16 protein-coding genes are annotated in these 17,116 nt (G+C 57.2%); 11 read left to right on the forward strand and 5 right to left on the reverse strand.

Annotation, left to right across the window (positions count from 1 at the left end):
• Nucleotides 1-113: 113 nt before the first annotated feature.
• The 8 genes from gluQRS to OFAG_RS08920 all read left to right on the forward strand — a co-directional run bounded on the left by gluQRS (nt 114) and on the right by OFAG_RS08920 (nt 6,499).
• On the forward strand, nt 114-1,010 hold the full coding sequence (gene gluQRS, locus OFAG_RS08885) for a tRNA glutamyl-Q(34) synthetase GluQRS (protein ID WP_005876591.1): 897 nt from the start codon (nt 114-116) through the stop codon (nt 1,008-1,010).
• 18 nt (nt 1,011-1,028) lie between these two features.
• The gene (locus tag OFAG_RS08890) at nt 1,029-1,442 is read left to right on the forward strand and encodes a CoA-binding protein (RefSeq protein WP_005876590.1); all 414 of its coding nucleotides are present in this window, start codon (nt 1,029-1,031) and stop codon (nt 1,440-1,442) included.
• A 189-nt stretch (nt 1,443-1,631) separates the two neighbouring features.
• A complete protein-coding gene (locus tag OFAG_RS08895; protein WP_005876589.1) occupies nt 1,632-2,045 on the forward strand; it encodes a CoA-binding protein in 414 nt (137 codons plus the stop codon).
• A gap of 264 nt (nt 2,046-2,309) precedes the next feature.
• On the forward strand, nt 2,310-2,822 hold the full coding sequence (locus OFAG_RS08900; protein ID WP_005876588.1) for a MarR family winged helix-turn-helix transcriptional regulator: 513 nt from the start codon (nt 2,310-2,312) through the stop codon (nt 2,820-2,822).
• Nucleotides 2,812-3,996, forward strand: coding sequence for an MFS transporter (locus OFAG_RS08905; protein WP_005876587.1), 1,185 nt, complete (start codon nt 2,812-2,814; stop codon nt 3,994-3,996). Before OFAG_RS08900 ends, OFAG_RS08905 begins: the two co-directional genes overlap by 11 nt.
• A 357-nt stretch (nt 3,997-4,353) precedes the next feature.
• Nucleotides 4,354-5,052, forward strand: a complete 699-nt coding sequence (gene tsaB / locus OFAG_RS08910; RefSeq protein WP_005876586.1) for a tRNA (adenosine(37)-N6)-threonylcarbamoyltransferase complex dimerization subunit type 1 TsaB — start codon at nt 4,354-4,356, stop codon at nt 5,050-5,052.
• A complete protein-coding gene (gene rimI, locus OFAG_RS08915) occupies nt 5,049-5,549 on the forward strand; it encodes a ribosomal protein S18-alanine N-acetyltransferase (RefSeq protein ID WP_051347024.1) in 501 nt (166 codons plus the stop codon). Before tsaB ends, rimI begins: the two co-directional genes overlap by 4 nt.
• Nucleotides 5,546-6,499: a uracil-DNA glycosylase gene (locus OFAG_RS08920; protein WP_005876585.1), complete on the forward strand. Its 954-nt coding sequence runs from the start codon at nt 5,546-5,548 to the stop codon at nt 6,497-6,499. Before rimI ends, OFAG_RS08920 begins: the two co-directional genes overlap by 4 nt.
• Before the next feature lie 6 nt (nt 6,500-6,505).
• Here OFAG_RS08920 and OFAG_RS08925 read toward each other — a convergent pair whose 3' ends face one another.
• The 3 genes from OFAG_RS08925 to OFAG_RS14360 are packed head-to-tail and all read right to left on the reverse strand — an operon-like array spanning nt 6,506 to nt 8,526.
• Nucleotides 6,506-6,919 carry an ExbD/TolR family protein gene (locus OFAG_RS08925; RefSeq protein ID WP_005876584.1) on the reverse strand — a complete coding sequence of 138 codons (414 nt, stop codon included), beginning with the start codon at nt 6,917-6,919 and terminating at the stop codon, nt 6,506-6,508.
• A gap of 1 nt (nt 6,920) precedes the next feature.
• Nucleotides 6,921-7,628 (reverse strand): MotA/TolQ/ExbB proton channel family protein, encoded by a 708-nt coding sequence (locus OFAG_RS08930; protein WP_005876583.1) that lies wholly within the window; start codon nt 7,626-7,628, stop codon nt 6,921-6,923.
• Nucleotides 7,629-7,647: 19 nt separating this feature from the next.
• Nucleotides 7,648-8,526 (reverse strand): energy transducer TonB, encoded by an 879-nt coding sequence (locus OFAG_RS14360; RefSeq protein ID WP_020995167.1) that lies wholly within the window; start codon nt 8,524-8,526, stop codon nt 7,648-7,650.
• 106 nt (nt 8,527-8,632) lie between these two features.
• Between OFAG_RS14360 and OFAG_RS08940 the strand changes: the two genes are divergently transcribed.
• Nucleotides 8,633-9,964, forward strand: a complete 1,332-nt coding sequence (locus tag OFAG_RS08940) for a multidrug effflux MFS transporter (protein WP_231371688.1) — start codon at nt 8,633-8,635, stop codon at nt 9,962-9,964.
• Nucleotides 9,965-10,042: 78 nt separating this feature from the next.
• Here the strand turns inward: OFAG_RS08940 and OFAG_RS08945 are convergent, their stop codons facing one another.
• Together OFAG_RS08945 and lplT are read right to left on the reverse strand one after the other, a co-directional pair.
• Nucleotides 10,043-12,451 carry a PAS domain-containing hybrid sensor histidine kinase/response regulator gene (locus OFAG_RS08945; protein ID WP_020995168.1) on the reverse strand — a complete coding sequence of 803 codons (2,409 nt, stop codon included), beginning with the start codon at nt 12,449-12,451 and terminating at the stop codon, nt 10,043-10,045.
• Between the two features lie 459 nt (nt 12,452-12,910).
• Nucleotides 12,911-14,161 (reverse strand): lysophospholipid transporter LplT, encoded by a 1,251-nt coding sequence (lplT, locus tag OFAG_RS08955; protein WP_005876576.1) that lies wholly within the window; start codon nt 14,159-14,161, stop codon nt 12,911-12,913.
• Nucleotides 14,162-14,416: 255 nt separating this feature from the next.
• Between lplT and alr the strand changes: the two genes are divergently transcribed.
• Both alr and radA read left to right on the forward strand, forming a co-directional pair.
• The gene (gene alr, locus OFAG_RS08965) at nt 14,417-15,496 is read left to right on the forward strand and encodes an alanine racemase (RefSeq protein ID WP_005876574.1); all 1,080 of its coding nucleotides are present in this window, start codon (nt 14,417-14,419) and stop codon (nt 15,494-15,496) included.
• 22 nt (nt 15,497-15,518) lie between these two features.
• Nucleotides 15,519-16,889 carry a DNA repair protein RadA gene (radA, locus tag OFAG_RS08970; protein ID WP_005876572.1) on the forward strand — a complete coding sequence of 457 codons (1,371 nt, stop codon included), beginning with the start codon at nt 15,519-15,521 and terminating at the stop codon, nt 16,887-16,889.
• Nucleotides 16,890-17,116: the final 227 nt, after the last annotated feature.

Consider the following 17,116-nt stretch of genomic DNA (forward strand, 5'->3'; position numbering starts at 1 on the left):
GCAAGCCTGACGGCAAATATACTGTTTCGGCATGCCGCAAGCTTGTCCTGCCGCAAACAGGGACACCCGTACAGGACGCGCCCGACAGACATTCAAGGCGGAGAACAAACATCGTGAACAGGACTTCCTATCGCGGGCGATTCGCGCCTTCGCCGACAGGCGAACTGCATTTCGGCTCGTTAATCGCCGCGGTCGGCAGCTATCTGGACGCCAAAGCGAACGGCGGCGAATGGATCGTCCGTATCGAAGACGTCGATATCACCCGGTGCCGTCCCGAATATGAAACGTCCATTCTGCAAACGCTGGAGGCTTTCGGTTTCGAGTGGGACGGCCCCGTCTTCCGCCAGTCCGGACGGAGAGAATATTACCGGGACGTGTTCGAATCGCTCAAAAAGAAAGGATTCGTCTATGGATGCGCATGCACCCGGAAAGAAATCGCCGACTTCGCCTCCGGCATCGACGGCGCGCCCGTTTATCCGGGTACCTGCCGCAACGGCCTGCCGCCGGGGAAAACGGCCCGGGCCTGGCGGCTCAGGGTTCCCGACCGGGTCATTGCGTTTGACGACGCCATCCAGGGCCATCAGTCCCAGAACCTTGAAAAAGATGTGGGCGACTTCATCCTGCTGCGCACCGACGGTCTTTTCGCCTATCAGCTGGCCGTGGCGGCAGACGACATCGCGCAGGAAATCAGCCATGTCGTGCGCGGCGCCGACCTGCTGGCGTCCACGCCCCGCCAGATCTGGCTTTACGAATGTCTCGGCGAAAAAGCCCCGGCTTACGCCCATCTGCCGCTGGCGGTCAATGAGGCAGGCGAAAAACTGTCGAAACAGACCCGCGCAAAACCGATCCGGACAAATGATCCGGCCGTTCCTCTCAGAGCAGCCCTGCGTTTTCTCAATCTTCATCCTGATAAAACGGGGAGTTCCCTGCACGATTTGTGGAACTGGGCGATAATGAACTGGTCAGTTGAAAACGTCCCCCGAAAACAGACAATAAAAAGTCCGATTTAAACAAACAGGAGAACAGACATGATAGTGAAAGATGAAAAAGGCATCCGGGAAATTCTGCAAAACAACCACGTTGTCGCCATTGTCGGCTATTCCGCCAACGAAGAAAAAGGCGCGCACTACGTCCCCAAATTCCTGAAAGAACACGGTTACCAGATCGTTCCGGTCAATCCGACGGTCACCGAAGGGCTTGGCGAAAAAGCTTACCCTTCCTTAAAGGATATCCCTTTTCCCGTCGATATCGTCGATTGCTTCCGCCGGCCGGACGCCATGCCGGAAATCGCCCGTGAAGCGGTCGAAATCGGTGCCAAAGTCCTCTGGATGCAAAAAGGCATCGAAAGCGCGGAAGCCGCGAAAATCGCCTCCGACGCCGGTCTGAAAGTCGTCTCGGATCGTTGCATGCTGGAACAGTACACCGAACTGTTCCTGAAATAAGGCCTTTTCCAAAGCCGCTGTCCCTTTCCGCAAGGCAGGGGACGGCTTTTTTTGCATGACGCCTTTTCCCCGCCAGACCTTGCCGGTTTCAGCGGCCTTTCTAGACAAATATCATCTGCCATGCCGGCAATCCGGCCCAGAATGGAACGTCACCCTTTTCCTTTCAAAACCGCACAGAAGGAGACCGCCATGCTCGTAAACGATCCCGAAGGCATCAAAAAAATACTGGAAGAAACCAAAACCATCGCTGTTGTCGGCTTTTCCGACGACCCGGGAAAAGCCGGCTATTTTGTACCCGAACATCTGCAAGGGGTAGGGTACCGCATCATTCCGGTCAATCCGAACCTGACCGAAGGGCTGGGAGAAAAATGCTATCCGTCGCTTCTGGATATCCCGAAAGACATACAGGTCGATATGGTGGACTGTTTCCGCCGCGCGGAATTCATCCCCGAAATCGCCCGGCAGGCTGTTGCCATCGGCGCCAAAGTGCTGTGGATGCAAAAAGGCATCACCAGTGAAGAAGGCGCGAAAATCGCCTCCGACGCGGGTCTGAAAGTCGTCCAGAGCCTGTGCGCCATGAAAGAGCACAATCTGCTTTTTTAAGCGGAAAATCCGGCTTTTTGAAAAAAAGCCGGCATTCCATACGCTCTTGAGAAAGACCGTTTTGCCAGGAAACATCGCCGAAAATCAGCCGGAATTCCGATCGCGTTGCCAAGCCCGATAGTGATAAAAAGGATTATAAAAACCTTTTATTTAATTGAAAATCAAATAAAAATTTACAAAATCCTCTTTTTTGCCATTCAGGCAGCCATCTGAAAGCTGGCGTTTTTTCCGCTTCCTGACAAATCAGGTTTTCCGGAAAACCGCTTGCCGTTTAATCTGATTTCGGATAATCTCGTTTCGTACTTCTTAAATAAAGGTCCATCGACAAACGACAGGATGATTACCGACGAAATCTTCTATCGCCATTTCACGCTGGCACAGCAGGAAAACCGCATTTACGGCGAATGGTGCAAAAAACGCGGCATTCCCTATCCCTGGCTTTTGATACTGGACATGCTGCTGCGCCCGGAAAATGGAGTCGAACCCGCCATGCTTTCCGACGCGCTTTCCATTCCCCGCCAGACGGTGACCAGTCTTTTGGACCAGCTCGAGAAAAACGGCCTGATCCGCCGGGAGCCCCATCCGGCCGACCGCCGCCGGATCAGGCTGTTTCTGACGGAAAAAGGGCAGGGCACGATCACCGCCATCCTGAAAGAACTGTCCGTTCATGAAAACGCGGTGATCGACGAAATCTCCCGCGAGGAAATGGCGACTTTCAACCGCATTTATTCGACAATGGTCGAAAAACTGCAAAAGAGGCTGATTGATGGCAACTGAACGCGTGACGCCGGAAACGGGTATAGACGTACCGCAAGCGACCGGCACGACAACCGGTCACGGACACGCCACCCGGTTCATCTTTCTGGCGCTGGGACTGGCGATTTCCGCCTGGGCCGTCCTCGTCCCCTACGCCAAGGCGCGCCTTGCCGTCGATGAAGCCATACTGGGCCTGCTGTTGCTCCTGATCGGCTCGGGAGCGCTCCTCTCCATGCCTTTCGCCGGATGGCTGACCGGCAAATTCGGCTGCCGCAAGACGCTGGTCGTTTCCACTACCGTTTTCATGCTCTCCCTGATCGCGCTGGCTTTCGTTTCCACACCCGCCTCATTCGGTATCGCGCTGTTCCTCTTCGGCGCGTCGTCCGGCGTGGTGGACGTGGCGATGAACATTCAGGCCATTCTGGTTGAAAAAGAACGCAACCGCAGCATGATGTCCGGCTTTCACGGCATGTACAGCGTCGGCGGTTTTTTCGGGGCCGTCATTCTTTCCGGACTCCTGAAAGCCGGGCTGTCGCCGCTGGCCGCCACCGCCTGTCTCGGCGTCACGCTGATCGTTTTGCTTGTCGCTTTTTTCGCCCGCTACCTGTTTCCCTACGGAAATCAGGGCAAGAGCCGCTCCTTTTTCGTGCTGCCCAAAGGCGGCATTCTTCTGCTGGGTATCTTGTGCTTTATCCTCTACATGGGTGACGGCGTCGTGCTCGACTGGGGCGCACTCTTCATGACGACGACCAAATCCGTCCCGCCCGATACGGCAGGCCTTGCCTTTGCCGTGTTTTCGGTCGCCATTTCCACCGGCCGCCTTTTCGGAGACCGGCTCGCCGAATGGCTGGGTGTTACAAAACTCATGACGGGAAGCGGCCTCATTGCCGCGGCAGGGTTCGTTCTCGTCATGGCGGCATCCTCGACCGTCACGGCTTTCGCCGGGTTCATTATCGTCGGACTGGGCGCCTCCAACCTCATCCCGATGCTGTTTTCCATCGCCTCGCGCCAGAAAATCATGCCCGTCAATCTGGCGATTTCATCCGTCACGACACTGGGCTATCTGGGCCTTCTGATCGGGCCGGCCATGATGGGCTTTATCGCCCACGCCACCAGCCTTTATGTCGTCTTCGGTATCGTGGCTGCCCTGATGATTTTCGTCAGCCTCGCCTCGCGCAAACTGCACGGCCTGTAAAACGGGGAAGGGACAGTCCTGTCCGGAAAAACAGGAAAACCTGTCTTTCCGGACGGCTTCTTCCTGTTTTTGGCTCCTGAAAAGCCTGTTCAGGGAGCCTCCGCCATCCGGAAAGCGGCCCGGACAGCCTGTGGCCTTGCGCTGTCATGTTCTTCTCCGACCCGTATAAAAACGGCGCTTTTCCACCCCTTCCTTTTCCGGTTTTCCGGTTTTTTCCGGCAAAGCTCCCCTTGCCGGTCAGACCGCCATCCGTACCGGCGAAACGGCAATGGAGGAGAGCGGGTAAAACCGGAACAGGCCGTAAAGAAGCAAGACCGGGATATTCGCCAGGCGGCTGCCCCGCGGTACAATATAGCCATGTCTACGATAATTGCCATTGATACCTCATCCGATATCGCGTCCGTCGCGCTGATGCGCGGTGAAACGATCCATTCCGCTTCAAGCGAGGGTTTTTCCACCCATTCGCTTACCGCGCTGCCCATGTTGCAGGAATTGCTGAAAAAGGAAGGGCTGGCCATTTCCGATTGCGACGCGGTCGCTTTCGGCTGCGGCCCCGGTTCCTTCACCGGCCTCCGCACAGCCTGCGGCATCGTGCAGGGCCTCTCTTTCGGCCTGGCCATGCCGGTCGTGCCGGTGGTAACGCTTGAGGCGATGGCTGAAGCATGCCGTTTTCAAACCGGCGCAAGCGATGTGCTGGCCTTGCTGGACGCCCGCATGCATGAAGTTTACTGGGCACAGTACCGGTATGAAAACGGAGAATGGACAACCGTTACCGAACCGCGTCTTACGGCAGCGTCCGGAGTGGCTCCAAAAGGAAATCCCGTTTTCTGCGGAAATGGCCTGGCGGCCTATGCCGGCGAACTGGAGGCGGTTGCCGGCAAATCGCGGCAATACCCGGCCATTTACCCGCATGCCGAAGCGGTGGCAAGGCTGGCCAAAGCGCGCTTTGCGCGTGGGGAAACGGTCAGCGCCTCGCAAATCCAGCCGCTTTACCTGCGCAACAAGGTCGCCCTGAAAACGGCGGAACGTCTGGCCCTGAAGGAAAAAACGGCATGAGCGCGGCAGAACGGACAGAAACAGGCCCTGTTTTCTCCGGCGAAGAGAGCGATGTCGAAATCTTCACCTTCGAGCCGATGCTCTTTAAGGATCTGCACGAAGTCTATTACATCGAGCAAAGCGTTTTTTCCTATCACTGGACTTATCCCAACTTCCAGAGTTCCGTTGCCGCAAACGATCAGGGCTGGGTACTGCGCAACGAGGCCGGAAAAATGCTCGGTTATTTCATCGCCATGGAAGCGGTCGATGAAATGCACCTGCTGAAAATCGCCGTGGCCGAAGCGTGGCAGGGGCAGGGATATGGCCGCATGCTGATGGAAAAAGCCATCGAAATCGCCCGCGAACAGGACATGCAATCCATGATTCTGGAAGTCCGTCCCACCAATGAACCGGCCGTCGCCCTGTACAAAAACACCGGGTTCAAAACCATCGGCGTCCGAAAAGGGTATTATGTCGATACCAAAGAAGACGCTCTTGTCATGAGGCTGGACTTATGAGCGAACTGGATGAAAAAACCCGCGAACGCTATCTGAAAGAGATGGGCATCACCATCTGGACATTGCGCGACGCCGCGCCTGCGGCCGACACCCTGTCCGTCACGCCGGATACGGCTATTGATACCCGTGCGCTTATGCCGCCGGAAGCGGAACCGGCGCGGAAACCGTCCCGGCCGGAAAAAACGCCGGCATCCGGCCCCGGCCTTCCGGAAGATTTCCCGGCCATGTTGCCGCCCGAAGCATTCGGGGACGATTTTCCGCCTCCGCCGGCATCCGGCACCGGTTTTCCCGCTTTCGACGTGGCGGATGCCGCCACCGCATCTGCGCTTTCTGCCGAAACGGCTGCCGGCCCCGACAGCTGGGAAAAACTGCTCGGTGAGATCGGCCATTGCGAACGTTGCCACCTCTGCAAGACCCGCAACAAGGTCGTGCCGGGTATAGGCGACCGGGAAGCGGACTGGCTTTTTATCGGGGAAGGCCCCGGTTTTCACGAAGACCGGCAGGGCGAACCGTTTGTGGGCCGTTCCGGCAAACTGCTGGATGCCATGATGGCCGCCATGCGGATGAAACGGGGAGAAAACGTCTATATCGCCAACATCGTCAAATGCCGCGCCAGCAACGAATCCGGCAAGGACCGCCAGCCGACGGAAGAAGAAGCCGCCATCTGCATGCCGTATCTGGAACGCCAGATCGACCTGATCCGGCCGAAAATCATGGTGGCGCTCGGCAAAACGGCAGCTGTCGCGCTGTTAAACACCGGAAGGGACGTTTCGCTGGGCTCGCTCAGAAACCGGGAACACTTTTTCCGGACGGGCGGCCGGAAAATCCCGCTTGTCGTCACCTACCATCCTTCTTATCTGCTGCGCACGCCCGGCGGAAAAAAACAGGCCTGGCAAGACCTGTGCCGGGCGCTGGACATTTACGATGAGGAAAAGAAAAGGGAAGAATAGGGGCGTTCAGTCCGCAGGCTGCGTGACGAATGCCAGCTTTTCAATACCGGCCTGCCGTACTGCCGCCATCACCCTGACGATGCGTTCGTAAGCGACCTGCCTGTCGCCGTAGAGCCGGATTTCCGGCTGCGGATCGGCTGCCGCCGCTTCCGCCAGCACCTTTTCCAGTTCCGTTTCGTCGATCCGGTTCCCGTTCCAGTAAAGCATCCCGTCTTCCGGGACGGAGAGGGCGACCGTTTCCGGGCGCGTGACGGTATCGGCCATCTGTGTCCGCGGCAGATCGACCCGCACCGACTGCGTCAGTACCGGCACCGTCAGAATGAAGATAACCAGCAGCACCAGCATGACGTCCACCAGCGGCGTCACGTTGATCTCGCTCATGACGTCTTCCTGATCGTTCAGTCCGCCCCCGAATGCCATGTCAGTCTCCTGTCATCCCGTCCATGCCGGAACCGGGAAACGATCCTGTCAGAAACCAGCCGTAAAGCTGCCGCGCGAAACGGTTCAACTGCCCGGCAAAGCGCCGGTTGATCCGGGTCAGGGCGTTATATCCCAAAACGGCGGGAATGGCGACCGCCAGACCCAGCGCCGTCATAATCAGCGATTCGCCGACCGGCCCGGCGATTTTGTCGATGGATGCCTGCCCGGAAACACCGATAGAAACAAGCGCATGATAAATGCCCCAGACCGTGCCGAAAAGCCCGATAAACGGGGCGGTTGCCCCGATGGAAGCCAGAGCGGACAGACCGTGCTGCATTTTCGCCATGCTCTCGTCGATGGATCCGCGCAGGTTTTCCGTCAGCCATTCGGCCATGCCCATCCGTTCACGCAGTTTTTCCGGGCCCTCGGTATAGTGTTTTGCCGCTATCAGACCGTCTCTGGCGAGCGCATGAAAAGGATTGTCTTCCGGCGCGGTCTCCAGCATTTCAAGCCCGGCAGAAAAGGTGGTGGCTTTCCAGAAAACCGCCATCCGTTTCGACAGGCCGTACAATTTCCAGGCGCGCCAGACGCGTGCGGCAATGATCGTCCAGGAAACGACGGACATGGCCAAAAGCAAAAGCGCCACACATCTGATCACCCAACCGCCCTGATTCCACAGGGCCAGTACGCCATAGGGATTGTTGTCCATTTACAAAACCTTGTTCATTTCATTCATCGTTCAGAGAAAACCGGATCGGTTGCACATACCGGAAAGCAACCGGCCGGCCGTCCTTTTTCGCCGGAACATAACGCCAGTGGCGAACGGTCTTCAATGCCGACTCGTCCAGCCGGGAAAAACCGCTGGAACGTTTCACTTTCACATCCGCGACATGGCCGTCCGCCCGAATGTAAACCGACAAAAGCACCAGGCCTTCCTCACCCATGCGCCGCGAAACAGCCGGGTAAGGCGGCTTCGGATTGCTGAAAAAACCGGCATCGGCATACGGCATTGCCGTTCCGCCTGAACCGTCAGCGTTTCCACTGCCGCCTCCCCTTTGTCCGCCTCCGTTTTCCACGGTTTTGCCGGCATTCCCCTTTACAGGCGAATGGCCAGCCGAACCCGGTTCAACGCGCTTTTCCCGGCCGTCATTGCCGGCACGGCCAAAAAGAGCTTTCTCCGTCCGTACCGCGCCGGAGGATTCTTCCGCCGGAACGGCAATGCCATCTGCCGAAGTGGCGCGGTCCTCACTGTCTGGCCGGATTTTCCTGCCCTCGCGCTTTCCCGAAACATCCTTTTTCATCCCGGACGGAAACGCCCCGGACGCGACGGCCGCTCCTTCCGGTCTCCTTATTTCCGGCCGCGTTCCTTCCCGTTTTTTTCCGTTTCCCGGCCGGTTACCGGCGCGTCCGCCCGACTCCCCATCGCCGGAAACGAGCACCCCCATGACAGGCGCGGCTATCGCCGGTTTTTCATCGCCTCCCGTCCACCCGATCCAGCCGATAAAAAACAGGTGGACAGCCAGCGCCAGCACGAGACAAATGCCGCTCTCCCGCGAGACCCGGAGCGTCGCCCATGGAGAAACGAACGGCTTGTCGGCTTTGTTCATGAAAAGGCAAAATCCTGTCGAAAAAGAAGCTTTCCAATAAGACACAGCGGCTATTGTAGCCGCGAACTTCCGCCAATCCTACCCATCCGGAAACCCGGCCGCCCGTTTGGATACCGGAGTTGTCGCCAAAACCGTTCCACAAAACAGGACAAGCGGGTGCGAACGCGACTTCCGGGCCTTGCCAGAGCAAGGCATGACAGAGTATAAAGACATTCTTTTTCTTTTTTCGACGACAGCAATGGCAAGCGAACGGAACACGACTGCCGCAAAAATGAATTCCCGGCTTTTTTTGCTGATCACCATGGGCATGATGTCGGCATTCGGGCCATTCGTCACCGACTTTTACCTTCCCGGACTGCCTGCGCTGGCCAGCTATTTCGGCACAACCACCTCATGGGTCCAGTTAAGTCTGACGTCCAGCATGCTGGGACTGGCGGGCGGCCAGTTGCTGATCGGCCCGGCCAGCGACAAATACGGACGAAAAGGGCCACTGCTCCTGTCGATGGCGCTCTTCATCGTCTCGACTGTCGCCTGTCTCTTTTCCTGGAATATCGAATCTTTCGTTTTTTTCCGGGTATTTCAGGGCATCGCCGGAGCGGGCGGCGTTGTCATTTCCAAATCCGTCGCCGCCGATCTCTATCAGGGCAAGGAACTGAACGACTTTTTTTCACTTCTGATGGTCATCAACGGACTGGCTCCGATCATCGCGCCCATCGTCGGCGGCTTTGTGATGAAATATACCGACTGGGAAGGCATTTTCCTTATCCTGCTTCTGGTCGGGATTGTCCTTTTTGCCGTCAGCTTCCGCTTTCGCGAATCCCTTCCGGCAGAGCGGCGGATTCCCGGCAGCGTGTTCAACTCTTTCGGAAAATTCGTCCCCATTCTCGGAAACGGCCGCTTCATGCATTACGTCTTTATCCAGACGTTTTCGATGGGCGTCTTTTTCACATATATCGCCTCGTCGCCCTTTCTGATTCAGGATCATTTTCATCTCGACGCCTTCGCCTACAGCCTCTGCTTTGCCGTCAACGCTTCCGGCATGATCGTGGGCAGCCGGATCACGCCAGGTTTTTCCAGCGTGTTTTCCGCGCTGAAAACCGGCGTTTTCGGACTGGGGCTGTCCAGTCTCGCTTTCGTGTCCGTTCTGGTAACCGACGGGGGATTTTACCTGCTGGAAGCGCTGCTCTTTGCGATGATGACGTTTCTCGGGATGATCCTGCCGACTTCCACCTCGCTGGCGCTAACGCTTGAACGGAAAAACGCCGGCGGCGCATCGGCCATCATCGGATTTTTCCTGTTTATCTTCGGCGCCATCGTCTCGCCAATGACCGGCTTCGGGTCCATGATCTTTTCCATCAGCGTCATGACGCTGGCGTGCTGTCTGCTGGCCTTGCTGTTTTTGTTCATTGCCGGGAAAAACCCCCGTCCGCCTGCCTGAAAAAACCGGAAATTTTCCAGTCCGTCCATAAGGGCCGATGCCCGTTTGGCCCGTCACGCCCGATCCCTTGCCGGCCGTTCAGTCCGGCGGCTGCTTTCTCTGTCCGGAATAATGCTGCAGTACCTGAAAGAGATGCGGCACGTCGATCGGTTTGGCCAGATAGGCATTCATGCCGGCTTCCAGCGATTTCTCGATATCTTCCTCGAAAGCGTTGGCCGACAGGCCGATAACCGGCACCGTTTTGGCGTCCGCTCTGGGCGAATGCCGGATAATCCGGGTCGCTTCCAGTCCGTTCATAACCGGCATTTGCACATCCATCAGAATGGCCAGATAACTGCCCGGCATGGCCAGCAGGAATTTCTCCACCGCTTCCTGGCCGTTTCCGGCCGTATCCACTTTCAGACGACGCGCCTGAAGCAGCGTCTGCGCGATCTCCCGGTTAATGTCGTTGTCTTCCACCAGCAACACCCGCCGGCCTGCCAGGGCGGCTTCCGGATCGGGAGTTGTTTCGGAAGCGCCCGTGTCGGTTACCGACAGCAGAAATTCATAGACCGTCGAGGGAAAAAGGGGTTTTTGCAGGAAATGGACAATACCGGCTTTTTGCGCTTCGGCACGGATTCCGCGGACATGGTAAGTCACCATTCCGACAGAGAGGCTGTCCGAATAACGGTTCCGCACGGTTTTCACCAGATCCGTCACTTTCCGGACAGGGGATTTCCAGCTCAACAGCAAGAGATCGAAGGCCTTGCCGTTCCGTCTGGCTTCTTCCAGCGCATCAAGCGCCGCCTCATCCGAAAAAACCGTTTCCGTTTCCACACCGAACCGCGCAAGCGCTTCGGCGGTATGGCCGTTTTCACCGGAGCGCTCATCGACCAGCAGGGCGCGATACCCGGCAAACCGGTCTTTCAGATCCGGCTGTTCCGGCAATGCCTCAACCGGATCGAGCCAGACCTGTGCGACAAAACGGCTGCCTTTCCCCGGTTCGCTTTCCACATCGACACGTCCGTTCATCAGCTGGACGTAACTGTGGACAATCGCCAGGCCAAGCCCGGAACCGCCCCGGTTTTCCCGGTGCCGCACGTCCTGCTCGAAAGGCAGAAATACCCTCTCGATCACATCCGGCTCCATGCCGATCCCGTTATCGCTTACCGTAAAGACGAGTTCGCATGTCCTCTTAATCCGCTGGCCTTCCTCGACTTGCAGTTCAACCCGTCCTCCGCTATCGGTAAACTTGATGGCGTTGGAGAGCAAATTGGAAACGATCTGTTTCAGTTTCAGGGCATCCCCGCTGTACAGTTCCCTGACGTTCTCCGCGATTTCCACGTGAAAACCGATACGTTTTTTTTGGGCCTGCGCATAAACCGCGCTGACAATATCGTCGATGAAAGCGACAAAACTGAATTCCCGTTTTTTGAGTTCCATCCTGCCGCTTTCGATCTTCGACATGTCCAGTATGTCATTAATAAGCGAGAGCAGGGAACCGGAAGAAAACTCGAGCTTGTTCAAACACTCCCTTATTTTCACGGGATCGTTCACGCAATCCCTGGCAATCGAGATCAGCCCGGTAATGGCATTCATCGGCGTGCGGATATCGTGGGACATGCGCGCCAGAAAATCGGATTTGACCTGATTGGCGCGCTCGGCCATTTCCAGCGCGTTGCGCAACATGGCTGTCCGTTCTTCCAGCTTTTTCTGCAAATCCCGCAATTCGGTAACGTCCGTGATATCGAGATAGATCACCAGATAGACCGGGTCATCCGCTATCCGGTCGATGCATTCCGCATTGAGCTGAAGCCAGGCGTCCTCTCCCTGCCGGTTTTTCTCCCGTATCACGAAACGGACCGGCTCGCCTTTCTGCATGAGCGGCATGTTCTCCGCGAAAGCTTCGCGGTTTTCAGGAATGTCCAGACGGTAAAGCGGGCAGGGCGAACCCTGTTCCGGGCGTTTCCCGAAAAACGCCACAAACCGTTCATTCGCCCCGATAAATTCAGGCATCCCGTTTTTCCTCATCCGGAACCGGGCAACAAACCCCGGCAGACTGTCGAAGGCGACCGTTCTTTCCTGTTGCGCCCTGACCAGATCGGTGATATCGGCAAAAACGCAGTAAATAACCTGTTTTCCCCCGACAAATTCATCGGTAAAGGTGCCGATGATCTTGATCCAGATATAAGCGCCGTCTTTCTGCGGCATCCGGCAGACGACCTCGTAGCGTTTTTCTCCCGCATCCCGCGCCGCCAGAATCCTGTCGCCGATCTGGCGCAACATTCCGGGATCGTCCCGGTAATGTTCGCTGACGCGATTGTGAAAACGGGTTTCGTACTCTTCCCGTGTGTAGCCCGTCCGCGAATAATAGTAATCGTTGCCCCAGAGAACGGTAAAATGCTCGTCCAGCAAATGCTTCGACACACTGACGTGCATGGCGCTCATCAGGGTGTTGTACTCGTAATCCAGTCTGTCGTACTGTTGCTTTAAAGGGGCTACAGACATGTGACACCTCGCTAAATCAAACGGGAAGACACCTTTCCTTCACCGCTTCCCGCTGGAGGAAATCGCCAGAACGGGAATCGGCTTCATCTGCATCGGCAGTTTTTATTAAAACAGGAAATCTTTCCTTCATGCAAGTCAATACCGGTATAAACCGGGCTGTCTCCGGTTTTTAATCCCGCTATTCACCCTGTTCGTTGTTTTTGGCAGAGACGCCGGATTTTCAGAAAAAACGGCCGAAACGCCTCCGGCCTGAAAAAATGCCCCTGTCCCGCCGCCCGGCTCGCCCTATAAAACCGGACAACACGCCGTTTTGCTGTCCGCCGGCATTCCGGCAGGCAGTCAGGCTGCCGTCGCGAAACCGGCACAGCGATCCTTTCCGTTGCAAGCGAAAAGCTGCTGCCGCCGGACAGAACAGACGGCATTTCCCGTTTTTTCCCGGAAAACGGCTTTCCGGATGGTTTAATGGCGTTTTTCTTCGCCGATCAGCGAAAGGGAATCCTTGATTTTCTGGTTACGCGCATGCCAGTGCATCACCAAAAGCATCATGCCCGACACGAAACTGCCGAAAATGACGATCACGGCATCGACCGAGAGATCGAATGAAACCAGCAGCGAATAAATGCCGAGCATCGACAGAATGGACAGATTCTCGTTGAAATTCTGCACGGCAATCGAATGGCCTGCCGAGAGGAGGACATGACCGCGATGCTGCAATAGGGCATTCATCGGCACAACGAAGAAACCGGCCAGCGCGCCCACCAGAACCAATAGCGGATAAGCCAGATAAACGGAATGAACCAGCGTCATGATCATGACGACAAGCCCCATCGCCACGCCCAGCGGCATGACCTTCAGGGACTGTTTGAGCTTCACGAATTTGGCGGCGGACACCGCGCCGATGGCGATTCCGACCGCGACAATCCCCTGAAGGAAAGCGGCCTTGTCCAGCGTCAGGCCCAGCGAATGCTGTGCCCACTTCAGCACGATAAACTGAAGCGTTGCGCCCGCTCCCCAGAAAAGGGTCGTGACCGCCAGGGAAATCTGGCCCAGCTTGTCGTGCCAGAGCGTCGTGAAACTGCGGTAGAAATTCCTGACCAGCAAGACCGGATTTTTGGGCTGTCTGGCATAACGCGCTCCCGTATCGGGAATGCGGAGATTGAAAAGCGCCGCCAGAATGTAAACCCCCATAATGACCACCAGCGCCGCCACGGCAGGCGAACCGGCAAAAGGCATATGATCCAGCAAAAAGGCGGAAACGTGTTTATTGATCAGCGCGCCGCCCAACACGGTGCCGAGAACGATCGAACTGACCGTCAGTCCCTCGATCCAGCCATTGGCGATCACGAGTTTTTCAGCCGGCAGCAATTCCGTCAGAATGCCGTATTTGGCCGGGGAATAGGCGGCGGCGCCCAGCCCGACGACCGCGTAGGCCAGCAAGGGGTGCACCCCGACGAAAATGAGGCTGCAACCGCAGAATTTGATCGTATTTGTGATGAACATGACCTTGCCTTTGGGCAGGGCGTCGGCAAAAGCGCCGACAAACGCGGCCAGCCCGACATACGACATCACGAAAAAAAGTCTCAGAAGAGGCGTCATCCACGGCGCGGCGTTCATTTGCGCCAGGAGGGCAATGGCAACGATCAGCAGGGCATTGTCGGCCAGCGAAGAAAAGAATTCCGCGGCCATGACGGAATAAAAGCCTCGATTCATGAGTGATATATCCGGTCAAACGTCGAAAGGGAAAAGTTTACTCCATCGAACCCCCTCCGGTCATTTTTTTTTGCTCCCGGCAAGGCTTTCCGGAAAGCGCCTGCCCCGTTTGCCGCCCGGCCGATTTCCCGGATGCGATTGCTTCGGGGCAGGCAAGGGAGGTAAGATGTATGCTTGTTATCGCCTTTTCCGGGCAACGGCCCGCAAAGACGGTTTTCCGCGCCAACCGCGGGTTTTCCTGACCCGATTTATCTCATGACCAGACCTTTAGTTGCCAGTATCGACATCGCTGCCATGCAGCACAACCTTTCCCTTGTCCGTTCCACGGTTCCCCGGGCGAAAATATGGGCCGTCGTCAAGGCCAACGCCTACGGACACGGACTCGAACGGTCCGTCCGGGCGTTTTCCGACGCCGACGGATTCGCCCTGATCGAAATCGAGGCAGCCATCCATCTTCGCGAAATCGGCTGGAAAAAACCGATATTGCTGCTCGAAGGGTTTTTCTATCCCCATGAACTGCCGACTCTGGCCCGTTACAATATCGCGTTTGCCGTGCATTGCGACGAACAGATCGACATGCTGGAAAAATCCCGTCTGGACATGCCGGTTGACGTTCATCTGAAAATGAACACCGGCATGAACCGGCTCGGTTTTTTGCCGTCGGAATACGGCAAGGCCCTTGAACGGTTGAAAAAAATCCCGAACGTCCGCGACATTTCCTACATGACGCATTTTGCGAATTCGGAAGCGAAAAAACATCCCCTGCTTTCAGTAAAAGAGCAGTTGCGGCGTTTCGACTCGGCCACGCAAGGCCTGAAAGGCGACCGCAACCTGTCCAATTCCGGCGCCATTTTGCTGCATCCGGAAATCCGTACCGACTGGGTACGCCCCGGCATCATGCTATACGGCGGCACGCCGGGAGGAAAAACGGCGGCGGAATACGGACTCGAACCCGCCATGACCCTAAGCAGCGAAATCATCCAGATCCAGCATATCAGGGAAGGCGACTCCATCGGATACGGCAGCATTTTCACGGCGAAAGGCCCGATGAAAACCGGCGTCGTCGCCTGCGGCTACGCGGACGGCTATCCCCGTATGGCTCCGGAAGGCACGCCGATCATGGTCGATGGCGTCAAAACCCGTCTGGTCGGACGCGTTTCGATGGACATGATCACTGTCGATCTGACCCCGGTTCCTGACGCGCATGTCGGCAGCAAGGTAACGCTCTGGGGAAAAGAGCTGCCTATCGACGAAGTCGCCGAAGCGGCGGGAACCGTCGGATACGAACTCATGTGCGCCCTGTCCCTGCGGCCGAGAATCGTGGAATGCTGGTAATCCTGTCCTGAGGAACAAACCTGTGGCGAAAGCGAAAATCCAGTACACCTGTACCGAATGCGGCGGCATCAGCAGCAAATGGGCCGGAAAATGTCCGGCCTGCGGCCAGTGGAACACACTGGTCGAGACACTTGTCGAATCCGCCCCGGCCAACCGTTTTTCCGGCAACCGGCAGGGCCTTGCCCAGACTGCGCCCGTCCTGTCGCTCTCGGACATTGACGCGATCGACGTTCCCCGTTTTCATTCGGGCATCGGCGAATTCGACCGGGTCCTGGGAGGAGGGCTCGTTCCCGGCGGCGTCGTGCTGATCGGCGGCGACCCGGGCATCGGCAAATCGACCTTGCTCCTGCAAGCCCTCGTCAATCTCGCCAGCTCGAAAAACGTGCTGTACGTCAGCGGCGAGGAATCCGGTTCGCAAGTCGCCCTGCGGGCGAAACGGCTTGGCCTCACGGCCGCAAATCTCCAGCTTCAGGCTGAAATCCAGCTCGAAAAAATTCTGGGCACGCTCTCGGAACACAAACCCGAAGTCGCCGTCATCGACTCTATCCAGACCCTGTATTCCGACGCCTTAACTTCCGCGCCGGGTTCCGTCGCGCAAGTCAGGGAATGCGCCGCCCAGCTGACCCGCTTTGCCAAGCAGTCGGGAACGACCATCATCATGGTCGGGCACGTGACCAAGGAAGGGGCGTTGGCCGGCCCGCGCGTGCTGGAACATATCGTCGATACCGTGCTTTACTTCGAGGGAGACACCCACTCCAGTTTCCGGCTGATCCGCGCCTTCAAGAACCGGTTCGGCGCGGTCAATGAACTGGGCGTTTTCGCGATGACGGAAAAAGGCCTGAAAGGCGTTTCCAACCCGTCGGCCCTGTTTTTGTCCCAGCATGAACGGCAAATCGCCGGTTCATGCGTCATGGCAACGCTGGAAGGCATGCGGCCGCTTCTGGTCGAAATACAGGCGCTGGTCGATACTTCGCCGACGCCCAATGCCCGCCGCCTTTCCGTCGGACTGGAACAGAACCGTCTCGCCATGCTATTGGCGGTCATGCACCGGCACGCCAATATCGCCGCCTACGATCAGGACGTTTTCATCAATGCCGTCGGCGGCGTCCGGATCAGCGAACCGGCCGCCGATCTGGCCGTGCTGTTGGCCATCCATTCCTCGCTGCGCAACAAGCCGCTGCCGCGCGGGCTGGTCGTCTTCGGCGAAGTCGGGCTGGCAGGAGAAATCCGGCCCGCGCCCAGAGGACAGGACCGTTTGCGCGAAGCCGTCAAACTGGGCTTTTCGATCGCCCTTATCCCGAAATCCAACGCTCCCAAACAGCCTTTCGAGGGCCTGACCGTGATCGGCGTCGAACGGATTGACGAAGCCTTCGACCGGATCCGGGAGCTGTAGGAAACGCGTACCCGGAAAATCCGGCCTTTCCGTAATTTGTTCGCGAAACGGCTATCGGCTTCCCGGAAACAGACCGGACAAGGGAAAGCCATTCCTCATCCGGCACGGGAAAAAGGCGGATTCAGGCAGGATTTTCAGGCTGGCCACGCAAAACCGCACGCGTCAAAAACGCCCGCTGGTGAAAATGGGCAGGGAATCAGGCCGGAAGATGCCGGGCGATGCGGCAC

Origin of the sequence: Oxalobacter paraformigenes (assembly GCF_000158475.2) — a bacterium.
GTDB classification, from domain to species: Bacteria; Pseudomonadota; Gammaproteobacteria; order Burkholderiales; family Burkholderiaceae_D; genus Oxalobacter; species Oxalobacter paraformigenes.

Coding starts and splice junctions, on each gene's coding strand:
- OFAG_RS14360 (WP_020995167.1), bottom strand. CDS start 8,526: ATGAACAAAGCCGACAAGCCGTTCGTTTCTCCATGGGCGACGCTCCGG.
- OFAG_RS08925 (WP_005876584.1), bottom strand. CDS start 6,919: ATGGCATTCGGGGGCGGACTGAACGATCAGGAAGACGTCATGAGCGAG.
- OFAG_RS08920 (WP_005876585.1), top strand. CDS start 5,546: ATGAGCGAACTGGATGAAAAAACCCGCGAACGCTATCTGAAAGAGATG.
- OFAG_RS08895 (WP_005876589.1), top strand. CDS start 1,632: ATGCTCGTAAACGATCCCGAAGGCATCAAAAAAATACTGGAAGAAACC.
- OFAG_RS08930 (WP_005876583.1), bottom strand. CDS start 7,628: ATGGACAACAATCCCTATGGCGTACTGGCCCTGTGGAATCAGGGCGGT.
- tsaB (WP_005876586.1), top strand. CDS start 4,354: ATGTCTACGATAATTGCCATTGATACCTCATCCGATATCGCGTCCGTC.
- lplT (WP_005876576.1), bottom strand. CDS start 14,161: ATGAATCGAGGCTTTTATTCCGTCATGGCCGCGGAATTCTTTTCTTCG.
- OFAG_RS08905 (WP_005876587.1), top strand. CDS start 2,812: ATGGCAACTGAACGCGTGACGCCGGAAACGGGTATAGACGTACCGCAA.
- OFAG_RS08890 (WP_005876590.1), top strand. CDS start 1,029: ATGATAGTGAAAGATGAAAAAGGCATCCGGGAAATTCTGCAAAACAAC.
- rimI (WP_051347024.1), top strand. CDS start 5,049: ATGAGCGCGGCAGAACGGACAGAAACAGGCCCTGTTTTCTCCGGCGAA.
- alr (WP_005876574.1), top strand. CDS start 14,417: ATGACCAGACCTTTAGTTGCCAGTATCGACATCGCTGCCATGCAGCAC.
- OFAG_RS08945 (WP_020995168.1), bottom strand. CDS start 12,451: ATGTCTGTAGCCCCTTTAAAGCAACAGTACGACAGACTGGATTACGAG.